The 18474-nt window shown below is 73.8% G+C and carries 19 protein-coding genes and 1 pseudogene; 15 read left to right on the forward strand and 5 right to left on the reverse strand.

Annotated elements, in window-relative coordinates:
• Nucleotides 1-7: 7 nt before the first annotated feature.
• On the forward strand, nucleotides 8-1267 hold the full coding sequence (locus tag BX285_RS27195) for a glycosyltransferase (RefSeq protein ID WP_121178519.1): 1260 nt from the start codon (nucleotides 8-10) through the stop codon (nucleotides 1265-1267).
• 95 nt (nucleotides 1268-1362) lie between these two features.
• Here the strand turns inward: BX285_RS27195 and BX285_RS27200 are convergent, their stop codons facing one another.
• Both BX285_RS27200 and BX285_RS27205 read right to left on the reverse strand, forming a co-directional pair.
• Nucleotides 1363-2301 (reverse strand): hypothetical protein, encoded by a 939-nt coding sequence (locus BX285_RS27200; protein WP_121178520.1) that lies wholly within the window; start codon nucleotides 2299-2301, stop codon nucleotides 1363-1365.
• Nucleotides 2298-2906, reverse strand: coding sequence for a SigE family RNA polymerase sigma factor (locus BX285_RS27205; RefSeq protein ID WP_121178521.1), 609 nt, complete (start codon nucleotides 2904-2906; stop codon nucleotides 2298-2300). Before BX285_RS27205 ends, BX285_RS27200 begins: the two co-directional genes overlap by 4 nt.
• Nucleotides 2907-3086: 180 nt before the next feature.
• Between BX285_RS27205 and BX285_RS27210 the strand changes: the two genes are divergently transcribed.
• From BX285_RS27210 to BX285_RS27250, 9 genes are all read left to right on the forward strand, one after another.
• A complete protein-coding gene (locus BX285_RS27210; protein WP_121178522.1) occupies nucleotides 3087-3845 on the forward strand; it encodes an alpha/beta fold hydrolase in 759 nt (252 codons plus the stop codon).
• Between the two features lie 417 nt (nucleotides 3846-4262).
• Nucleotides 4263-5234, forward strand: coding sequence for an urea transporter (locus BX285_RS27215; RefSeq protein WP_097235479.1), 972 nt, complete (start codon nucleotides 4263-4265; stop codon nucleotides 5232-5234).
• 58 nt (nucleotides 5235-5292) lie between these two features.
• On the forward strand, nucleotides 5293-5598 hold the full coding sequence (locus BX285_RS27220) for an urease subunit gamma (RefSeq protein ID WP_097235478.1): 306 nt from the start codon (nucleotides 5293-5295) through the stop codon (nucleotides 5596-5598).
• Nucleotides 5599-5601: 3 nt separating this feature from the next.
• A complete protein-coding gene (locus BX285_RS27225) occupies nucleotides 5602-6513 on the forward strand; it encodes a sirohydrochlorin chelatase (RefSeq protein WP_121178523.1) in 912 nt (303 codons plus the stop codon).
• A gap of 23 nt (nucleotides 6514-6536) precedes the next feature.
• A complete protein-coding gene (locus BX285_RS27230) occupies nucleotides 6537-6974 on the forward strand; it encodes an urease subunit beta (protein WP_097235476.1) in 438 nt (145 codons plus the stop codon).
• The gene (gene ureC, locus BX285_RS27235) at nucleotides 6974-8698 is read left to right on the forward strand and encodes an urease subunit alpha (RefSeq protein WP_121178524.1); all 1725 of its coding nucleotides are present in this window, start codon (nucleotides 6974-6976) and stop codon (nucleotides 8696-8698) included. Before BX285_RS27230 ends, ureC begins: the two co-directional genes overlap by 1 nt.
• Complete coding sequence (locus BX285_RS27240; RefSeq protein WP_097235474.1) at nucleotides 8695-9432, forward strand: urease accessory protein UreF; 738 nt, start codon at nucleotides 8695-8697, stop codon at nucleotides 9430-9432. The genes ureC and BX285_RS27240 overlap by 4 nt, the downstream gene beginning before the upstream one ends.
• A 107-nt stretch (nucleotides 9433-9539) precedes the next feature.
• Nucleotides 9540-10160, forward strand: coding sequence for an urease accessory protein UreG (gene ureG, locus BX285_RS27245; RefSeq protein ID WP_121178525.1), 621 nt, complete (start codon nucleotides 9540-9542; stop codon nucleotides 10158-10160).
• A gap of 71 nt (nucleotides 10161-10231) precedes the next feature.
• Complete coding sequence (locus BX285_RS27250; RefSeq protein WP_121179034.1) at nucleotides 10232-11179, forward strand: urease accessory protein UreD; 948 nt, start codon at nucleotides 10232-10234, stop codon at nucleotides 11177-11179.
• Between the two features lie 140 nt (nucleotides 11180-11319).
• On the opposite strand, the gene BX285_RS27255 is transcribed toward BX285_RS27250, so the two are convergent.
• Nucleotides 11320-11781, reverse strand: a complete 462-nt coding sequence (locus tag BX285_RS27255) for a protein phosphatase (RefSeq protein ID WP_121178526.1) — start codon at nucleotides 11779-11781, stop codon at nucleotides 11320-11322.
• A gap of 103 nt (nucleotides 11782-11884) precedes the next feature.
• Complete coding sequence (locus BX285_RS39320) at nucleotides 11885-13318, reverse strand: LuxR C-terminal-related transcriptional regulator (RefSeq protein ID WP_310794240.1); 1434 nt, start codon at nucleotides 13316-13318, stop codon at nucleotides 11885-11887.
• A 211-nt stretch (nucleotides 13319-13529) separates the two neighbouring features.
• Here BX285_RS39320 and BX285_RS27265 point away from each other — a divergent pair, with 211 nt between their 5' ends.
• From BX285_RS27265 to BX285_RS27275, 3 genes are all read left to right on the forward strand, one after another.
• Nucleotides 13530-14456: an NADP-dependent oxidoreductase gene (locus BX285_RS27265; protein WP_121178528.1), complete on the forward strand. Its 927-nt coding sequence runs from the start codon at nucleotides 13530-13532 to the stop codon at nucleotides 14454-14456.
• A 261-nt stretch (nucleotides 14457-14717) separates the two neighbouring features.
• Entirely contained in the window at nucleotides 14718-15509 is a 792-nt protein-coding gene (locus tag BX285_RS27270; protein WP_097235470.1) for an SDR family NAD(P)-dependent oxidoreductase, read from the forward strand.
• A gap of 93 nt (nucleotides 15510-15602) precedes the next feature.
• Nucleotides 15603-16172, forward strand: a complete 570-nt coding sequence (locus BX285_RS27275) for a 3'-5' exonuclease (RefSeq protein WP_121178529.1) — start codon at nucleotides 15603-15605, stop codon at nucleotides 16170-16172.
• A gap of 46 nt (nucleotides 16173-16218) precedes the next feature.
• On the opposite strand, the gene BX285_RS36910 is transcribed toward BX285_RS27275, so the two are convergent.
• Nucleotides 16219-17016, reverse strand: a complete 798-nt coding sequence (locus BX285_RS36910; RefSeq protein ID WP_147465240.1) for a hypothetical protein — start codon at nucleotides 17014-17016, stop codon at nucleotides 16219-16221.
• Between the two features lie 161 nt (nucleotides 17017-17177).
• On the opposite strand from BX285_RS36910, the gene BX285_RS27285 reads away from it, so the two are divergent.
• Both BX285_RS27285 and BX285_RS27290 read left to right on the forward strand, forming a co-directional pair.
• Nucleotides 17178-17957, forward strand: coding sequence for a GNAT family N-acetyltransferase (locus BX285_RS27285; RefSeq protein WP_121178531.1), 780 nt, complete (start codon nucleotides 17178-17180; stop codon nucleotides 17955-17957).
• 204 nt (nucleotides 17958-18161) lie between these two features.
• Nucleotides 18162-18452: pseudogene (locus BX285_RS27290) on the forward strand (zinc ribbon domain-containing protein); the annotation flags it as partial.
• Nucleotides 18453-18474: the final 22 nt, after the last annotated feature.

Here is an 18474-nt window from a genome sequence, read left to right on the forward strand (position 1 = left end):
TCACGGCGTGCGAGTGGTGTTGTCGACGTATGGGTCGCGCGGGGACGTCGAGCCGCTGGCCGGGCTGGCGCTGCGGCTGCAGGAGTCGGGCGCGGAGGTGAAGGTCTGCGCGCCGCCGGACGAGGAGTTCGCGGCGCGGCTGGCCGAGGTCGGGGTGGAGATGGTGCCGGTCGGGCAGTCGGTGCGCGCGCTGGTGACCGGCCGGATCAAGGGGACGGCGGACTTCCCCCAGCGGGCGGCCGCACTGGTCGAGCAGTTCTACGAGGCGGTGCTCGCGGTGGCGGAGCCGGACGGCGTGGTCGCGGCGACCGGCCTGTTCCCGGCCGTTGCGGGCGCGCAGGCGGCGGCCGAGAAACTGGGCGCCCGCTTCGCGTACATCGCACTGCAGCCGACCATGCTGCCGTCCCCGCACCACCGGCCGTTCGAGTACCCGTGGCAGCCGTACCCGGCGGAGGTGACCGACAACCGGGAGCTGTGGGAGCTCAACATCGGGACCATGAACGCCCTGTTCGGCGCGCCGGTCAACACCCACCGCACGGCGGTCGGGCTGCCGGCGGTCGACAACGTCCGCGACCACGTCCTCACCGACCGTCCGTGGCTGGCCACCGACCCGACGCTCGACCCGTGGCTGCCGGCCGCCGACCGCGAGGTGGTGCAGACCGGCGCGTGGATCCTGCCGGACGAACGCCCCCTGCCGGCCGACCTGGAGGCCTTCCTGACGGCCGGTGAGGCGCCGGTCTACGTCGGCTTCGGCAGCATGCCGCTGGGCGACGCGGCGGGCGCCGCCCGGGTCGCCGTCGAGGCGGTCCGCGCCCAGGGCCGCCGGGTGCTGCTCGGGCGCGGCTGGGCCGAGCTGGCCGGGGCCGACGGGGCCTGCGGGGCCGACGGGGCGTCCGGAGGCGCTACCGACTGCTTCGCCGTCGGCGAGGTCAACCAGCAGGCGCTGTTCCGCCGGGTCGCCGCCGTCGTCCACCACGGCGGTGCGGGCACCACCACCACGGCCACCCGGGCCGGTGTGCCCCAGGTGCTGGTGCCGCAGATCGTGGACCAGCCGTACTGGGCGGCACGGGTGGCCGACCTGGGCATCGGCGTCGCCCACGACGGCCCCACCCCGACGGTCGAGTCCCTCACCGCCGCCCTCCGGCAGGCCCTCGCCCCCGAGACCGCCGAGCGGGCCGCCGCCGTCGCGGGCGAGGTCCGCACGGACGGTACGGCGGTCGCGGCTGCCCTGGTGCTGGAGGCCGCGACGGTGCCGGCGGTGGGCTGAGGCTCACCCCGGCGTCGGTTGCGGCCACGGCGGGGGAGTGGGAAGTCGGTCCCGCCGACTTCCCACTCCCTCCCGCCCGCCGCCGGGGCACGTGCTCAGGAGGCAGGCTCCGTCAGGTACTTGGCGCCCGCGTCCGGGAGTTCGGTGCCGTTGGTGTCGAAGAACTGCCAGGACGTCGCCCGCATCGTCCCCGGGCGGGGGATCACCAGGTGGCGCGTCGGGGAGTCCCCGACGGTGACGGGCCGGGGCTCGGTGGTGGTGCCGTCCGCCCAGGTCACCACCACTCGGCCGACCGCGGGGCCGATCGTCAGGTGCACCACGTCCAGCGGGGCCACGGTGTCGCCCTTGCCCCGGTGGCCCTCCAGACCGCCGCCGAACAGGTCCGCGTCCCGCGGGTCGAGCTTGCCCGGGGACGGGGTGATGCCCTGCGCATCGTGGCCGAGCCGGACGCCGTCCAGGGTGAAGTAGGTGTTGGTGACATCGGAGTTCGGGTCGTAGTAGTGCAGGACGAAGTCCTCCGTCGGCTTGGTGACGGCCGGGTCGTAGGGGGCGCGCTCCTGCCACACCGCCAGTGCCTGCTCGTACGCCCGCTCCTTCGGCGCCGCCGGCCAGAGCGCCTGCCAGAGCTCCCACGTCCTGCCGTTGACGACGCCCTGCCCCAGCCGCACCCGGAACGGGGTGAACGGGTCGCGCACACCGGGGGTGGCGGAGGCGGCGGCCGGGGCGGCCGCGGGGGCGACGGCCGCGCTCCCGGTGCCGGCCGGGGAGAGCCGGTGGGCGGCCGCCGGGTCCGGGCGCAGCTCCGCCAGTGCCCCGCCCGTCAGCGCCACCACCGAGGCCAGCGCCACCGCGCCGACCACCGTACGGCGGCGGTGCCGCAGCCGGCGCCCGCCCGCCAGGATGTCGGCCACCGGCGCCGGGCCCACCGCCGCGCCGGCCGCCGCATCGGCCAGGCCGAGCCCGACCCACAGGTCCGCGTCGTCGCTCAGGTTCGTGCTCGCGCCCGCCCTCGTACCGTTCGCGTCCGGGTTCACGCCACTCCTCCGATGTGTTCCGTACCGATGTGTTCCGTGCCGAGGTGTTCGGTGCCGACCTGTTCCGCACCGATGCGGTCGGCGCGGAGGCGTTCCGTGTCCTTGAGGGCCACCAGGTCCGTGACCTGCCGCAACCGCGCGATGCCCTTCGCCGCGTGGCTGCGCACAGCGCCCACCGAGCAGCCCATGGCCGTTGCCGTCTGGCTGTCGCTCAGGTCCTCCCAGTGCCGCAGCACCACCGCCTCGCGCTGGCGCGGCGGCAGGGTGGCCAGCGCGGCCAGCAGCGCCCCGCGCTGGTCGGAGCGGGCGAACCCGTCCTCCCACCCCGCCGCGTCCGGCACCGCCTCGACCAGCAGCTCCGGCAGCCGGCGCCGCCAACGGCGGGCGTGCTGGTTGACCAGGATCCGCCGAACGTAGGCGTACGGATCGTCTGCCCGCCGCACCTTCGACCAGGCCGCGCAGGCCTTCTCCGCCGCCGACTGCACGAGGTCCTCCGCCGCGTACTGCTCGCCGGCCAGCAGGTACGCCGTCCGCACCAGGCGCGGCCAGACCCCGACGATGAACGCCTGGAACTCCTCGTCCCGCCCGCTCTTCGCTTCTCCCATGAGCACCTCCTCACCCACCCAGAGCCCGCCCGGGACCGGAAGCGCTTACTCCGGCCCCGAGCCCGATCCGTTCACCTGGTGCTACGGGCGGAGCGGACAGGGAGGATCGCCGAGGCGGTGATCAGGGGGCGAGGGGTAATCGGGTGGGGGAGCGGTGATGGGATGAGTACGATCCCCCGGATGATCCTTTCTCATGACGTATCAGGCAGCGGACCCGCCGTCGTGCTGCTGCACTCCGCGGTGTGCGACCGGCGGATGTGGGACGCGCAGTGGCAGCAGCTGGTGGACGCCGGGTACCGGGCGGTCCGGTGTGACTTCCGGGGGTTCGGCGACTCGCCGCTCGCGGACGCCCCGTACAGCGACGCCGGGGACGTGCTGGCGCTGCTCGACCACCTGGGCATCGAGTCCGCGGCGCTGGTCGGCTCCTCCCACGGCGGCCGGATCGCGCTGACGGTGGCCGCGCTGCGGCCCGGGGCCGTCACCGCGCTGGCCCTGCTCTGTCCGGGCATCCCCGGGCACCGGCCCAGTGAGTCGCTGCGCGCGTTCGGGGCGCGCGAGGACGCGCTGATCGAGGCCGGCGACATCGACGCGGCCGTGGAACTGAACGTCGAGACCTGGCTGGGGCCGGAGGCCGACGAGGAGACCCGGGCGAGCGTCCGGACGATGCAGCGGCACGCCTTCGACGTGCAGATGGAGGCGACGGTCGGCCCGAACCGGGAGGACGTCGACCTCTCCCTGATCACGGCCCCCACCCTGGCCGTGGGCGGCGCGCACGATGTGCCGGACTTCCGCGGGATCGCCGCCGAGCTCCCCACCCGCCTCCCGAACGCCCGGCACCTCGAACTGCCCTGGGCCGGCCACCTGCCGAACCTGGAGCGGCCGGAGGAGACCACCGCGCTGGTGCTGGAGTTCCTGAAGGAGGCCGCGCCGGTCGGTTAGTCGGCCGGCGGGTCGGCGGTCGTCCGGGCACGTTGCGGGGAGTGGGAAGTCGGATCGGCCAACTTCCCACTCCCTGCACATTTCCGCCACATGTGTCCCTTGTTTCACGTCCTCCCCGTCGCCGGCCTGTCCGAATTGCCGGGCGACGGCGACTTTGCGATGAAATCATTGGCATGAGCACATTCTGTGCGTCGTCATGCATCAGTAAAACTTCGCAAAGAATTTCTCCCTTCAACGAACTCGATGCGCCTCTGATTCAACAGAATGTTGCAGCTCAGGGCCATGATGGTGACTCTTCGTCGATTTGGTGTGACTCGGTGTTCCCGTTCACCTCCGCAATTCGCAGGAGTACGGTTCCGGAGGAATCGCCCGGGGCTGCTTCCCAGTACCCGGCCGTACCGGAAATTGGTGCGAAGCATGGGTCAGGAAAACGGTGGGGAGAACGGCGCGGCAGCCGGTCGTCCGATATCCGTGAAGTTGGTCGTCGCAGTCCTGCGCAGCGTCGCACAGGTCGATTTCATGCCCTCCGCCGCGTGCGGACTCCTCTTCGTGGCCGCACTGTTCGCCGGAGGCCTGCAGTACGGCCTCTACGGTCTGCTCGGCAGCGCCGTCTCCACCGCCGTCGCGTACGGGCTGGGGCTCCACCGGGGCGCGGTCGAGGCCGGCCTGCACGGGTACAACGGGTGCCTGGTGGCGCTCGGTTGCGCGGTGTTCCTCGGCGCCGGACAGCCGGCCACGGTCGCGGTGGCGGTCCTCGGGGCCGCCGTCGCCGTGGTGGTGACGGCGGGGCTCGGGGCGGTGCTGCAGAAGTGGCGGCTGCCGACCCTGACCGCGCCGTTCTGCCTGGTCGCGACGGCCGTCACGGTCGCCGCCCCCGGCTTCCGGAGGCTGTGGCACAGCGCGGGGCAGCCCGCCGCCCTGCCCCTACCGGCCGTCGGGGAGAGTGCGCCGAGCTGGGAACAGCTCTGGCACGGCTTCTTCGCGAACATCGGTCAGATCTTCTTCCTGCCCCAGTGGTACGTGGGCCTGCTGTTCCTGGCCGGCCTGTTCGTGGCGAGCCGCCTCGCGGGCCTGGTGGCCGGGGCGGGCAGTGCCACCGGACTGCTCACCGCCTGGACGTTCGGCGCGCCCGTGGAGGCGGTGGAGCAGGGGCTGCTCGGCTACAGCGGGGTGCTGGTGGCCCTCGCGCTGTGCGGGGTGTTCGTCGTCCCCAGCATCTGGAGCGCGGCCTACGCGGTGCTCGGCGCGGCCGCTGCCACCGTGCTGACCCCGGCGCTCACGGCGATCTCCGCGCCCTTCGGCGGCCACGCCTTCACCTGGCCGTTCGTGCTGACCACGATGCTGTTCCTGGCGGCGGTACCGGCCGTTCCCCGCCTGCGCCGGATCTGATTGTCCGTCCAACTCTCTTGCATTTCATTGGATTCCTCGGAAAGGAAGAGTGATTCCCGTGAATCTCTCGCCGCGCGAGATGGACAAGCTGTACATCTACGTCGTGGCCGATCTGGCCCGCAAACGCCGCGACCGGGGCGTCAAGCTGAACTACAGCGAGGCCTGCGCACTGATCAGCGAGGCGATCATGGAGGGCGCCCGGGACGGTCGCACCGTCGCCGAGTGCATGGAGATCGGCAAGCAGGTCGTCGGAAGCGCGGACGTCATGCCGGGCGTGCGCGACATGCTGCCGCTGCTCCAGGTCGAGGCCGCGTTCCTGGACGGCACCAAGCTGGTCTCCTGTCACGACCCGGTGGGTGCCTGAGCCATGGCACGACCTCAGGGCGTCGCCGCCACCGGTACCGGCATCACCACCGTGGTGCTGGCCGGCGGGCACGAGAGCGACGGCGCACGGGACTTGGCCGCGCTGGTCGCGGCCGACCCGACGGCCACCGCGACGGCCGAGGGCACCACGGCCGCCGGTCTGGTCGTGCACGCAGCCGCCCCGGCGGGCCGGCAACTCACCGGCGCCGTACGATCCGCGCTGGCCGCGGGCGAGGGCCCGGTGTGCGTCGTCCCCATGACGCTCGGCCGCGACCCCAAGCTGGTGGCCGACACCGCCCGGGCACTGCGCTGGCTGGCTGCCGGGGACGGCCGCGGCCGCCTCGCCCTGACCGCGCCCTTCGGCGCCGCCGAACACCTCATCGGCTGGCTGCGGGCCGCCGCTGCCACCGCCCCTGACGGCGCGGTGCTGGTCACCGCACCGGCGGCCGGCCCCTTCGAGGACGCCGAGCTGTTCCGGATCGCCCGGCTGGTCCGCCAGTACGGGCGGCACCGCTGGGTGGAGGTGGCCTTCGAGGGCGGCGACCCCGACCCGGCCGAGGGCGCCGAACGCTGCCGCCTGCTCGGTGCGCAGCAGGTGACGGCCGTCCCGGCCTCCTTCGGCCCGGCGCTGCGCGGCGCACCGACCGGCGTACGGGACGGCGGTCCGCTGCTGCGGCCGTCCGCGATTGCCGGGGTGGTCGCGGCCCGGGTGGCGGCGGCGCTGCACCTGCTGGGGCACGGGGAGGACGGCATCACGGCCGGCCTCGACGCCGAGCACGGGCACGGCTACGCCCACAGCCACGGACCGGGCGGGGACCACCACCCGCACCCGCAGCCGTCCTCGCACCAACACCCGCACCAGCACCCCCACCCCCACCCCCACGCACACACCCCCCACGCACACACCCCCCACTGAACCGGCAGAGAGGAAGGCCAGCCATGTCTGGTGGCGCCGCATACCTGTACGGCGACGACCCGGTGGAGATCAACGCCGGCCGCGCCAAGGCCACCGTCACGGTCAGCAACACCGGCGACCGGGCGATCCAGGTCGGTTCCCACTACCACTTCTTCGAGGCCAACCGCGCCCTCGACTTCGACCGCAACGCCGCCTTCGGCAAGCACCTGGACATTCCGGCCGGCACCGCAGTGCGCTTCGAGCCCGGCGACACCAAGGACGTCACGCTCGCCGAGTTCGGCGGCCACCGCCGCCTGGTCGGCTTCAGCAACCTGGTGGACGGCGGCACCACCGCGCCCGCCACCCGCGCCCGGGCCATCGACCGGGCCATCGCCCGCGGCTTCAAGGGCACCAACCTCGACCACAAGGAAGACCGGCCCCGGGACTTCCACACGGAGACCCGCCCGGAAGGCGAGCGCTGATGGCCATCCTCTCCCGCAAGCAGTACACCGACCTGTTCGGCCCGACCGTCGGCGACCGCTTCCACCTCGCCGACACCAACCTCGTGGTCGAGGTCGAACAGGACTTCAACCAGGGCCACTACGGTGACGAGGCCGTCTACGGCGGCGGCAAGGGCATCCGCGACGGCATGGCCCAGGACCCGGCCGCCACCTCCGTGCAGGGCGCGCTCGACCTGGTCATCACCAACGTGGTCGTCCTGGACCCGGTGCTCGGCGTCGTCAAGGGCGACATCGGCGTCAAGGACGGCTTCATCACCGCCGTCGGCAAGGCCGGCAACCCGCACACCCAGAGCGGTGTGCACCCGAAGCTGGTGATCGGCCCCGGTACCGAGGTGATCTCCGGCGAGCACCTGATCGCCACCGCCGGCGGCATCGACACCCACATCCACTTCATCGCCCCGCAGCAGGTGCAGGAGGCGCTCAGCAACGGCATCACCACCCTGATCGGCGGCGGCACCGGCCCCTCCGACGGCACCAACGGCACCACCTGCACCCCCGGCCCGTGGAACATCCACCGGATGTACCAGGCGGTCGAGGACCTGCCCGTCAACGTCGGCCTGCTCGGCAAGGGCAACGGCGCGCTGCCCGGCGCACTGCGCGAGCAGGTCGAGGCGGGCGTGTGCGGCCTCAAGGTGCACGAGGACTGGGGCAGCACCCCGGCCGCGATCGACAGCGCGCTGGGCATCGCCGACGAGTACGACGTCCAGGTGGCCATCCACACGGACACCCTCAACGAGTCCGGCTACTTCGAGGACACCCTGTCCGCGATCGACGGCCGCACCATCCACACCTTCCACACCGAGGGCGCGGGCGGCGGCCACGCCCCCGACATCATGCGGATCGCCGGCGAGCCCAACGTCCTGCCCTCCTCCACCAATCCGACGCTGCCCTACACCGTCAACTCGGTGGACGAACTGCTCGACATGGTGATGGTCTGCCACCACCTCAGCCACGACATCCCCGAGGACGTCTCCTTCGCCGACTCCCGGGTGCGCGCCGAGACCATCGCCGCCGAGACCGTGCTGCACGACGAGGGCGTCATCTCGATCTTCTCCTCCGACTCGCAGGCGATGGGCCGGATCGGGGAGACCTTCACCCGCGCCTTCCAGACCGCCCACCACTGCAAGGACCGGCGCGGCAAGCTGGCCGGGGACAGCGAACGGCACGACAACGTCCGGGTGCTGCGCTACCTCGCCAAACTCACCATCAACCCGGCCGTCGCCTCCGGCACCGCCGACCACATCGGCTCGCTGGAACCCGGCAAGCTCGCCGACATCGTGCTCTGGCCGATCAACTCCTTCGCCGCCAAGCCCAAGATGGTGATCAAGGGCGGGGTGATCAACTGGGCGCTGATGGGCGACCCGAACGCCTCGCTGCCCACCCCGCAACCGGTCTACTACCGCCCGATGTTCGGCGCGTACGGCCGGGCCCGGCAGGCGACCCGGGTCTCCTTCATGTCCCAGGCCGCGGTGGACCTCGGAGTCCCGGCCCAACTGGGCCTGGAGAGCCGTGTGTTGCCGGTGCGACGGTGCCGCTCGGTCGGCAAGCAGCACATGGTGCGCAACGACGCGCTGCCGAAGATCGCGGTCGACCCGGAGACCTACAAGGTCACCCTGGACGGCGAGCCCGCCACCATCGAGCCGGCCCGCGAACTGCCGCTCAACCACCTGTTCTACCTCGCGTGACCGGCACCGGCACCGGCACCGCCGCTGACGCAGGCGTGGGCACCGACGACGGGTTGGACGCGCTGCTGGTCTGCCTCCAACTGAGCGACTCCGCCTTCCCCAGCGGCTTCTACACCCTCTCGCACGGCCTGGAGGGCTACGCCCAGGCCAAGGCCGTCACCCCCGACACCATGCCCGCACTGCTCACCGACCTGCTGCGGCACGGCGTCGGACCGTCCGACGCCACCGCGCTCGTCCTCGCCCACCGGGCCGCCACGGCGGGCGACTGGGAGCTGCTGGCCGAGACCGACCGGCGGCTGCACGCCACCCGGCTCAACCGCGAGCTGCGACTGGCCGCCACCCGGACCGGACGCCAACTCCTGGACATCGCAAGGGAGTCGGTGGGCGGCGAGGCCCTGGAGCAGTACGCGGCGCTGGTCGCGGACAAGCGCGCCCCCGGCTGCCAGGCGGTGGCCGCCGGGGTGGCCTACGCCTCGGCCGCCGTGCCCGTCGAACAGGCCGTCACCGGCGACCTGTTCGCGTTCTGCACGAGCTTCGTCGGTGCCGCCCTGCGCCTGCGGCTCACCGACCACCGCCGGGCACAGGTGGTGCTGCGGGCGGCCGCCCCAGTGATCCGGGAGGTCGTCGCGGCCGCTCTGGTACGGGACTTGGCGGATCTCGGCGGCTGCGTGCCGGTCGCCGACGCGATGTCCGGACGACACGAGCGGGCCGAGGCCCGGCTGTTCGCGAGCTGACCACGCCCGCGAGTCGACCACACCCACGAGCTGAACACACCCACGAGCTGACCACACCCACGAGCTGACCAGGCCCACGAGTGAACGAGACCAGTGGAGGAGACCCCATGACCGAGAACGTGCTCCGGGTGGGCATCGGCGGGCCGGTGGGATCCGGCAAGACGGCGCTGATCGAGGCGCTCGTCCCGGTACTGATCGCGCGCGGCCACCGCCCCGCGGTCATCACCAACGACATCTACACCCAGGAGGACGCCGAGCACGTGCGCCGCACCCTCGCCGGGGTGCTGGATCCGGAACGGGTGGTCGGCGTGGAGACCGGCGCCTGTCCGCACACCGCCGTCCGCGACGACCCGACGATGAACCTCGCGGCCGGCGCCGAGATGCTGGAGCGCTTCCCGGACGTCGACACCCTGCTGTTCGAGTCCGGCGGGGACAACCTCACGCTGACCTTCAGCCCGGTGCTGGTGGACCTGTTCCTGTTCGTCCTCGACACCGCCGAGGGCGAGAAGATGCCCCGCAAGCGCGGCCCGGGCATCACCGAGTCGGACCTGCTGGTCATCAACAAGATCGACATCGCCCAGTACGTCCGCGCCGACCTCGGTATCATGGAGTCCGACGCCCACCGGGTGCGCGAGGGCGGGCCGGTGGTGCTCACCAACTGCCTGACGGGGGAAGGGCTGGAGGAGATCGCCGCCTTCCTGGAGACCTTCCGCAAGGTTCCGGCGTGACGGCCGCCTCCGAGGTCGTGACGGCCGCCCCCGAAACGGAGGAGGCCGTCCGGGCCGTCGCACCGGAGGCGGTGCCCCGGCTCGACCCGCGGCACTACGAACCGGCCCGCGTCCCGTACGAGGTCCGCCGGCACGCCGGGACGCCCGACACCCTCGCGGTCGGGCGCCCCGGCAAGGTCGGGCTGCTGGAACTGGCCTTCGACAAGGTCGGCGGGCGCACCGAACTCACCGGCCACTACCAGAAGTCGCCGCTGCAGATCATGCGCCCGCTGTACTTCGACCCGGCCCGCCCCGACCTCGCCGTCACCTTCCTGCTGTCCACCGGCGGCGGCATCCTGCAGGCCGACCGGCTGCGGACGGACGTGCGCTGCGGCGCCGACACGGCGGTCCACCTCACCACCCAGGCGGCCACCAAGGTCTACCGGATGGAGTTCGACTACGCGACACAGCTCCTCCACCTGGACGCCGGCCCCGGCGCCTACGTCGAGTACCTGCCCGAGCCGGTGATCCCCTTCGTGGACTCCCGGTTCTACCAGCGCACCGTCCTGACCGTCGACCCGGGCGCGACGGTCCTGCTCGGCGAGACCGTCCTGGCCGGCCGCCTCGCCCGCGGCGAGCGCAACGCCTACCGGGTGTTCGCCTCGGACCTCGAAGTGCGGCGCCCGGACGGCGAGTTGGTGGCGGTCGACACCGTACGGCTGGAGCCCCCCGGCCCCGGTGGGGGAGTGGGCGGCGCCGGGGTCACCGGCCCGGCCGTCCTCGCCGGACACGACGTGATGTCCAGCCTGTACGTCCTCAGCCCGCTCGCCCCGGCCGCCCGGATCGCCGACGCCCTGCACGACGCCCTGGCCGACCGCGGCCTGCTCCACGGCGTCAGCGTGCTCCCGCAGGACAGCGGCGCCTGGCTGCGCCTGCTCGGCTCCGACACCCGCGCCTGCGCGGCCGCCCTCCGCGCGGCCTGGGACGCGGTACGACGGCTGCTGATCGGCGCCCCGGCACCGGACCTGCGCAAGACCTGAGGCCCGCCGGCGCTACGCCGGGCGGCTGTCCGTGATGTCTGCGCACCTCAGGGGCGCGGCTGGTGCGGCGGGTCCTCCGAGTCTGCCCACCCACGGAGCCGGGCTGGCGTCCACCGCCCACCGCTTCCTACGCATCGGGGTCAGGCCGGGCGTTCGACGAACTTCCGTTGCCAGGGCGTCTCGACGGCGTGCCGGCTGTAGTGCTCCCGCACGTAGGCGACCGCCTCGGTGGCCGGGACGCCGTCCAGGACGGCGATGCAGGCGAGGGCGGTGCCCGTGCGGCCGCGGCCGCCGGCGCAGGCGAGTTCGACGCGTTCGGTCGCGCAGCGCCGCCAGGCCTCGCGGAAGGCGTCGGCGGCGTCCGCGCGGTCGGCGGGCAGCCGGAAGTCAGGCCAGCGCACCCAGCGGTGTTCCCAGTCGAGGCCCTTCGGCGGTCGGCCCAGCAGGTAGAGGCCGAAGTCGGGCCGGGGGCCGGCGGGCAGCGGGCGGGTGAGGCCGCGTCCGCGCAGCAGGCGGCCGGAGGGTAGCCGCAGGATGCCGGGGGCGGTGGGATCCCAGGTGCCCGGTCGGTCGGTGGTGGCGGCTCCGGGGGGTTCGGCCATGTCGCCTGTCTCCAGGGGGAGTTGTGGAGGGGGTGGGTGGTGCGGCGGCGGCCGGCGAGGGGCCGCGGGCTCAGGACGCCACGTGTTCAAGGACGCCACGTGTTCAGGACGCCACGTGCAGCCCCACCGCGCCGGCGGGCATCCCCGCGCGGTGGGCCAGGGCCGCCGCCTCGCCGCGCGAGGCCACGCCCAGCTTGGCCAGGATGTTGGCGACGTGGAACTTCACCGTCGACTCGCTGATGTGCAGCGCCGCCGCGATGTCACGGTTGCGGCGGCCCTGGGCGAGCTGGTCGAGGACTTCCGACTCCCGCGGCTGGAGGCCGTCCAGCGGGTCGGTGGCGAGGGCGGGCTCGGGCAGGGCGAGCGGCAGGTCGACCGTCACCGTGGTGCCCCAGCCGGGGACGGCCTCGACGGTGCAGCGGCCGCCGAGGGCGGTGATCCGGTCCGCGGTGCGGTGGACGGCGAGGGCGTCGACGGCCAGCACGCCCAGGCCGTCACCGCGGACCACCGCCCGCAGCGCGTCCTCCGGGGTGAACCGCCAACTCACGTGCAGGCGGGTCGGCTTCTCCTGCTCCAGCATCAGCAGCACGGCCACCCGGACGGCATCGCGGGCGGTGTGCGCGGCATCGGCCGGGACGGAGCGGGCGGACTCGGCGGGCGGCGCCGCGTCCAGCCGGACCCGGGTGTGCCGCAGCAGCGGGCGCAACTCCCGTACGAGCCGGGCGAACGCGGCGTCGGCGGGCTCCTCGCTGAGCGTACGGTCCAGCTCGGCGCCCTGGCGCAGGTCGAGCAGGGCCGTGACGGCCAGCTCGGTGGCGCTGCGGCGCGCGGCGGCGTCGTCCAGGTCGGCCGAGCGCAGCGGCGCCAGGATCGCGCTGAGCGCGGCGCTGTGCGTGCCGGTGAACTCGGCGATCGCCCGGGCGCGGGCGTTGGCGGAGGCGCGGGAGGCCGCCGCGTGCTTGGGCGCGGCGTCGGTGGCGCGGTGGTCGGAGTGGGCGATGACCAGCTCCCAGAGCTGCTGCAGCACGGCGAGTGCCCCCGGCGCCACGGGGGCGGTGTCCGCCCGGACGAGGACGAGGACGGCGCCGTTGGCGAGGCTGTGCGGTGTGGTGGTGTCGATCGGTGCGTCGGTGGCGGCCGGTGCGGTGGCGTCGGCCGGTGCGGCGCCTCCCGATGGGGCCGAGACGACCACCACCGGCCGGGTGCGGCCGGCGAGGTCGGCCTCGCCCTGCCAGGGGCGGCCGGTCGCGGTGGTCGCGGTGGCGTGCGCGGCCAGCCGGGACAGCTCCAGGCCGCTGATGCCGTCGACCAGCTCGGGCAGGCCGTGGGAGTGCGTGGGGGAGAAGGTGCAGACGCCGCTGAGCTGCGCGATCGCCACGTGCGGCACGAGGGTGGCGAGCGTGCGGGAGAGCCGCGGCAGGAGGTCCGGCCGCGGCGTGCGCAGCACCTCCACGGCCAGCGCCAGGGCGTCCTCGGGGCGGGCCCAGGCCTGCCGCCACCGCTCGTCCGCGCTGTCTGCGTCCCTCGTTCCGATCACGCCGCCCCCACCCTCCGCACCGCCTGCACTGTCCGCACCGTCTGCACTGTCCGCCCCGTCCATGCGTCGAGTCTAGTCGGGGCGTGGACGGCCCGGCCTGGCTGTTCGGACAGGTCGAACCATCCGAAAGGACAGGCACCCGGGTCATGGCCCCCGAGCCAGGATGGAACCCGTCGGAGGTACCAACTCCACCCAACCCCCAGGAGATTCCATGACCAAGGCGATCGCCTTCAACGAGTACGGCGACCTGGACGTGCTGCGCCCGGCCGACATCGAGCTGCCCGCCCCCGGTCCCGGCCAGGTGCGGGTGGCGGTCCGTGCGGTGGGCGTGAACCCGCTAGACCACAAGGTGCGCAGCGGGGCCATGGTCGACATCTTCCCGGTGACCTTCCCGGCCGTGCCCGGCTACGAGCTGTCCGGCGTGGTGGAGGCCGTCGGCCAGGGCGTCAGCGGTTTCGCGCCCGGCGACGAGGTGTTCGGCGCCGTGATGGGCGGCGCGTACGCCGAGCAGGCGCTGGTGCCCGCCGAACAGCTGGGCCGCAAGCCCGCCTCGCTCGGCTGGGAGGAGGCCGCGGCGATCCCGGTGGCGGCCGAGACCTCCGAGCGGGCCCTCGACGTCCTGGGCGTACAGCCCGGTGAGACCCTGCTGGTGCACGGCGCGGCGGGCGGGGTCGGCACCGTGCTGCTGCAGTTCGCCCGGGCGCGCGGGATCACCGTGATCGGCACCGCGAGCGAGGCCAACCACGACCACCTGCGCGCGCTCGGCGCGATCCCGGTGACGTACGGCGACGGCCTGGCCGAGCGGGTGCGCGCGGTCGCCCCGGGCGGGGTTGACCGGGTGCTGGACGCGGTCGGGCAGGGCGGCGTGCTGCCGCTGTCCGTCGAGCTGGCGGGCAGCGCCGACCGGGTTCTGACCATCGCCGACTTCGTGGGCGCGGAGCAGCACGGCATCCGCTTCACCGGCGGCACCGAGACCGTGCTGTACCACCAGCGCGCCTACGCCACCGCGCTCGCCCTGCACGACGCCGGTACCCTGCGGCTGCCGCTGCACCGGGTGCTGCCGCTGGCGGAGGCGGCCGAGGCGCAGCGGATCAGCGAGGGCGGGCACCTGCGCGGCAAGGTGGTGCTCACCGTCTGACGGCATGGCCGGCCCGGCCGGGCCGGCCTGTCTCTCGGCGCCCGGCCCTGCGGCCGCCGGGGTACTGGCCGCGGCGGCCACCGGGCGGTGGCGGGGCGCGGCCGCACTCCCGCTCGTACGGGCCAACGAGGTTGGCCCGTACGGCCGTTGCCCCTCCTGACCGGCCCTTCCTCCGGGTGCGTCCCGTCCCGCCGACGCGCCGACGGCAGGATGTCGGCGGAACACCGATCTCCGCCCGACCCGGTCGGTAGAGTCGCGCCCATGGTGACGACGAATGCGGCGGGAAGCCCGGCGACCGGTCGGCTGGCAGGGCGTTCCTGCGTGGTGACGGGCGCAGCCAGCGGCATCGGACGGGCCGTCGCCGAGCGCTTCGTCCGCGAGGGCGCGTCGGTGGTGGCCACCGACATCGACGCCGAGGGGCTGAGCCGCCTCGCCGACCGCTTCCCCGGCGCCGTCAGCACGGTGGTCGGCGACGTGGCCGACGACGCGGACGCCCGCCGGATGATCGATGCCGCCGCCGAACGGCACGGACGGCTGGACGTCCTGGTGGCCAACGCCGGGGTGCTCCCGCTGATGGAGGTCACCGAGGCCACGGCCGAGGACTGGGACCACGTGATGGCCGTGGACGGCCGCGGCATGTTCCTCACCTGCAAGTACGCGATCCAGGCGATGGTCGCCCAGGAACGGCCCGGCGGCTCGATCGTCTGCCTCTCCTCCATCTCCGGCGAGGCCGGCCAGCGCGGCCAAGCCGTCTACGGGCCCGCCAAGTTCGTCGCTTCCGGCCTCACCAAGCACCTCGCGGTGGAGTGGGCCGGGCGCGGCATCCGGGTCAACGCCGTCGCCCCCGGCACCATCACCACCGAGCGCGTCGCCCGCCTGAGCGACGAACCCGGCGGCCCCGAATACCTCGCGGCGATCGAGAAGCTCCACCCGATGGGCCGCCTCGGCGCCCCCGCCGAGGTCGCCGCCGCCGTCCTCTTCCTCGCCTCCGACGACGCCTCCTTCATCACCGGCGCCGTCCTGCCGGTCGACGGCGGCTACTTGGCGCAGTAGGCGGCAGCAGCGGGCGGTAGACGGCAGTAGCGGGCAGGGGCGCACGGAAATCCGGGTGACTCGGGGAAGCGGGCATTCCTACACTCACTCCCCATGGCCGCCGACCCGCACCTGCTGAACGTGATCGACGTCGAAGCGACCTGCTGGCAGGGGCAGCCACCGCCCGGGCAGGTCAGCGAGATCATCGAGATCGGACTCACCGTCGTCGACCTGCGCGCGGGTGAACGCCTCGCCAAGCACCGGCTGTTGGTGCGCCCGGCCCGCTCGCAGGTGAGCCCCTTCTGCACGGAGCTGACCGGGCTGACCCAGGCCGAGGTGGACGGCGGTCTCTCCTTCCGCGAAGCCTGCCGGCAATTGGCGGCCCGGCACCGGGCGGGCTCGATCGCATGGGCCAGTTGGGGCGACTACGACCGCAACCAGTTCACCCGCCAGTGCCGCCACACGAACACCGCGTACCCCTTCGGCGACCGCCACACCAACGCGAAGGTCGCCTTCACGGCCTCCTACGGCCTGCGCCGACGCCCCGGAATGGCCGAGGCGCTGACCGTCGCCGGCCTCCCCCTGGAAGGCCGCCACCACCGGGGCGACGACGACTCCTGGAACATCGGCGCCCTGGTCCTGGACCTGGCTGCGCGCGGGCACTGGCCGGCCGGCCAGTACTGAAGGCCCGACCTGCGGAATCACCGTGCAGACCCCGCGTCAGGGCCGATCATCCGACACTTCTCGGGCGGAGAGCAGTTCGAGCAGAAAGGACACCCCGTCCGGCCCGAGACCGGCCGTGACCGCCCGCCGGGTGAGGGGAGTGCAGCGTCCAGCACGGAGGTGTCCAGGCCGTGGGCCGGGCGGTGTGCGCGACGTGCGCCGGCCCGGCTGCGGCGGAGGCCACGCTGCTGTGGTCGCCCGGCTGGTGGCGGTCGTCCGCGCGGCGGGCGAGGTCCTCGATCGGCGGGGGTGGCAGTCGCGGCAACCCCTGGGCGTACTGGGTGAGTTCGGCGCCGCCGATGCCCTCGGCGCAGGAAAGGGCCAGGGCGTGGACCAAGCCGTGCACGGTGGTCCAGATCAGGTCGAGCAGGGCGGTGTCGAAGGCGGCTGCCCGGCCCGGGTCCGCGCCGGCATCGCGTACGGTGCCCAGGGTCCGGAGCGTCCCGGCGTGCGGGGCGAAGGCCTCAGGATCGCCGCTGACCAGGACGGTGCCCTCGGGTCGACCGATGGTCGGGGTGGGGGCGAGGATCGCGGCGTCGAGGAGGCGGACGGCCCCGGGCTTCGGCGTCGGCGGCGGTCGCCCGCGCGTCGTCCGGTGCGATCGAGGCGGCGTTGAGGACGGTGCGGCCGGGCAGGCCGGGCCAGAGGGCGACCAGTGCGACCCGGGCGGCGGCCTGCCCCCGGGGCAGCGCCGGCCCGGCCCGACCTGCCCGGAACTGCTCGCGGGCCTGGCCGTGGAGCGTGCCCGGACCACCCGGCGGATCGACGAACTCGCCGCCGCACGGGACTTGGTGGACGCCGTCATGGACGCGGAGGCTCCGAGCGAGGTGATCCGCGCCGGCCGGCCGGGGGAGCGGTCTGCTGGCCGGTCTCGCGGCTGGTCTCGCGGCCGGTCGTCGGGTGAGCCGGAGCCGGTCGGACGGATAACGGGTGGCGCGCGCTCCCGGGCCGTGCTGGAGTGAGCGGATGGATCATGACGACGTGCTCGCCCTGTTCGACGACCGGATCCGGCGCAACGCGGCGCCGGGCGACCCCGGCGTCCGCGTCGAGCGGGACGGTGCGGTGGTGCGGCAGGTGGGTGGAGAGGACTCCTGGAACGGCGTGGTGTGGTCCGGCCTGGACGAGGCCGGGGCCGACGCGGCGATCGCGGCGCAGGTGCGGCACTTCGCGGCGCTGGGCCTGGAGTTCGAGTGGAAGGCGTACTCCCACGACCGCCCCGCCGACCTCGGGGAGCGGCTGCTGGCGGCCGGCTTCACGGCCGAGCCCGCCGAGGCGCTGATGATCGCCCGGATCGAGGACCTGCCCACCGACGTGGTCCTGCCCGAGGGCGTCCGACTGCAGCCGGTGACCGACGAGGCCGGTGTGGACCTGCTGATGGAAGCCCACGAACAGGCCTTCGGCCGGGAACTGCCGCGCCTGCGCGAGCGGATCCTCGACCACCTCCGGCACGGCCCCGACACGGTCAGCATGGTCGTCGCGATGGCCGGTGACCGCCCGATCTCCGGGGCCCGGATGGAACTGAACCCGGGCACCGGATTCGCCGGCCTCTGGGGCGGCGGCACCGCACCCGACTGGCGCGGCCGGGGCATCTACCGGGCCCTCGTCGCCCACCGGGCGCGCCTCGCCGCCGACCTCGGCTACCAGTACCTGCAGGTCGACGCGAGCGACCAGAGCCGCCCCATCCTCCAGCGCCTCGGCTTCGCCTGGGTGAGCACCACGACGCCCTACCTGCGCGGCCCGGCCTGACACCCGGGGGCTGCCCTCTGCCCTTTCCCGCTCTGCCCCTCTGCCCCCTGCCGATCGGCAGGGGGCAGAGGGGCGTTGCCGCTCAGGTTGTGCCGTTCGGTACATGTGCGGGGAGGGGTGCCAGGTACAGGGTTGAGGCACAGCGAACGGGGGTCGTCCGGGCCCCCGGGAAGGGAGCCGCACCATGATCCGCCCCCGTCACCCGGCGCTGTGGCCAAGGCCGGGCTGAACAAGAGCATCATGGACGCGGGTTGGGGGTGTTTCCTGGGCATCCTCGCGAACAAGGCTGAAAGCGCCGGTCGCATCGTGATCCCCGTGGACGCCCGCAACAGCTCCCGCACCTGCCCCCGCTCAGCGTGCGGGCACATCAGCGCGGACAACCGCCCCAACCGAGCAACCTTCCAATGCGTCAAGTGCGGGCACACCGACAACGCCGACCGCGTGGGCGCACTGAACGTCGCGATCAGGGCCGGGCTGGTCCTTCCCGCCGTAGCCCAGCCACCGACAGGAGAAGCCC

Origin of the sequence: Streptomyces sp. 1114.5 (assembly GCF_003635085.1) — a bacterium.
Taxonomy (GTDB): Bacteria; Actinomycetota; Actinomycetes; order Streptomycetales; family Streptomycetaceae; genus Kitasatospora.

What these genes read in the sequence shown, in the direction of transcription:
- BX285_RS27215 (WP_097235479.1), top strand. Translation starts at nt 4,263, where the DNA reads ATGGGTCAGGAAAACGGTGGGGAGAACGGCGCGGCAGCCGGTCGTCCG.
- ureG (WP_121178525.1), top strand. Translation starts at nt 9,540, where the DNA reads ATGACCGAGAACGTGCTCCGGGTGGGCATCGGCGGGCCGGTGGGATCC.
- BX285_RS27205 (WP_121178521.1), bottom strand. Translation starts at nt 2,906, where the DNA reads ATGGGAGAAGCGAAGAGCGGGCGGGACGAGGAGTTCCAGGCGTTCATC.
- ureC (WP_121178524.1), top strand. Translation starts at nt 6,974, where the DNA reads ATGGCCATCCTCTCCCGCAAGCAGTACACCGACCTGTTCGGCCCGACC.
- BX285_RS27270 (WP_097235470.1), top strand. Translation starts at nt 14,718, where the DNA reads ATGGTGACGACGAATGCGGCGGGAAGCCCGGCGACCGGTCGGCTGGCA.
- BX285_RS27285 (WP_121178531.1), top strand. Translation starts at nt 17,178, where the DNA reads ATGGATCATGACGACGTGCTCGCCCTGTTCGACGACCGGATCCGGCGC.
- BX285_RS27230 (WP_097235476.1), top strand. Translation starts at nt 6,537, where the DNA reads ATGTCTGGTGGCGCCGCATACCTGTACGGCGACGACCCGGTGGAGATC.
- BX285_RS27265 (WP_121178528.1), top strand. Translation starts at nt 13,530, where the DNA reads ATGACCAAGGCGATCGCCTTCAACGAGTACGGCGACCTGGACGTGCTG.
- BX285_RS27255 (WP_121178526.1), bottom strand. Translation starts at nt 11,781, where the DNA reads ATGGCCGAACCCCCCGGAGCCGCCACCACCGACCGACCGGGCACCTGG.
- BX285_RS27275 (WP_121178529.1), top strand. Translation starts at nt 15,603, where the DNA reads ATGGCCGCCGACCCGCACCTGCTGAACGTGATCGACGTCGAAGCGACC.
- BX285_RS36910 (WP_147465240.1), bottom strand. Translation starts at nt 17,016, where the DNA reads ATGACGGCGTCCACCAAGTCCCGTGCGGCGGCGAGTTCGTCGATCCGC.
- BX285_RS27210 (WP_121178522.1), top strand. Translation starts at nt 3,087, where the DNA reads ATGATCCTTTCTCATGACGTATCAGGCAGCGGACCCGCCGTCGTGCTG.
- BX285_RS27225 (WP_121178523.1), top strand. Translation starts at nt 5,602, where the DNA reads ATGGCACGACCTCAGGGCGTCGCCGCCACCGGTACCGGCATCACCACC.